General features: G+C 62.0%; 1 protein-coding gene. It reads right to left on the bottom strand.

The genetic code is table 11. The features are described from left to right. The coding region (locus BC440_RS13985; RefSeq protein WP_175484490.1) for an autotransporter-associated beta strand repeat-containing protein at positions 1-989 on the bottom strand (989 nt) is incomplete at both ends.

The raw sequence follows: 989 nt of genomic DNA, 5'->3' as shown, positions 1-989 counted from the left end.
CTCCCCCGGCCAGAACGGCACTGATGGTGCCTGATTGGGTATCGAAGGTGCCCGATGATGACAATGTGCCGTTTGATACGGTTGCACCATTGAGTGTGATGGTGCCGGTCCGGGTCTGTGTCGTCGTGCCGAGATCAAGCGTGCCGCCGGTCAGGTTAAGTGCGCCTGCGGCATTTCCGAGTGTTCCCGATCCTGACAGGAATAATGTGCCCGCCGAAAGATTTGTTGCACCAGTATAAGTGTTGGCAGCACTCAGCGTGACAGTGCCGGTGCCGGTTTTGGCAAGCGCCCCGGTTCCGGCCAGAACGGCACTGATGGTGCCTGATTGGGTATCGAAGGTGCCCGATGATGACAATGTGCCGTTTGACACGGTCGCACCATTGAGTGTGATGGTGCCGGTTCGGGTCTGTGTTGTCGTGCCGAGATCAAGCGTTCCGCCGGTCAGGTTCAGCGCGCCTGCGGCATTTCCGAGTGTTCCCGATCCCGACAGGGATAACGTGCCCGCCGAAAGGTTTGTTGCGCCGGAATAGCTGTTGGCGGCACTGAGTGTCAGGGTGCCTGCGCCGTTTTTGGTCAGTGCCCAGCTTCCGGTGCCGCCCGATCCGGCCTGATCGGTGATGGTATTGGCAAGGGTTTGTGTATCGCCGGTATCAGGATTGAAGGTCAGGGTGCCGCTGCCTTGCAGGAAAACACCATCGCCAAAGGCAGAGCCGTCCTCGGCGGTGCCCGCCGCACCGGTTCCGCCGTTTCCGCCGGTGACAGTGTTGTTATTGACGGTCAGGGTTCCGGCGATGGTCAGGGTTGCGCCATCCATCACAAAGATGGCACCCCCGGCACCAAGGCCACCACCCCCGGCCGCCTGAGAGATGGTACCGCTTGAGACACCGTTGCCCGCGCCAAATCCGCCCTGACCGACATTGGCGACGCTGCCAAGGCCGCCACCACCGCCGCCGCCGCCAAAACCGCCATCGCCCCGGAATGCGCCACCC

The sequence above is a fragment of the Thalassospira sp. MIT1004 genome (assembly GCF_001858545.1).
Taxonomy (GTDB): domain Bacteria; phylum Pseudomonadota; class Alphaproteobacteria; order Rhodospirillales; family Thalassospiraceae; genus Thalassospira; species Thalassospira xiamenensis.
This window is presented reverse-complemented; position numbering and strand designations above follow the sequence as displayed.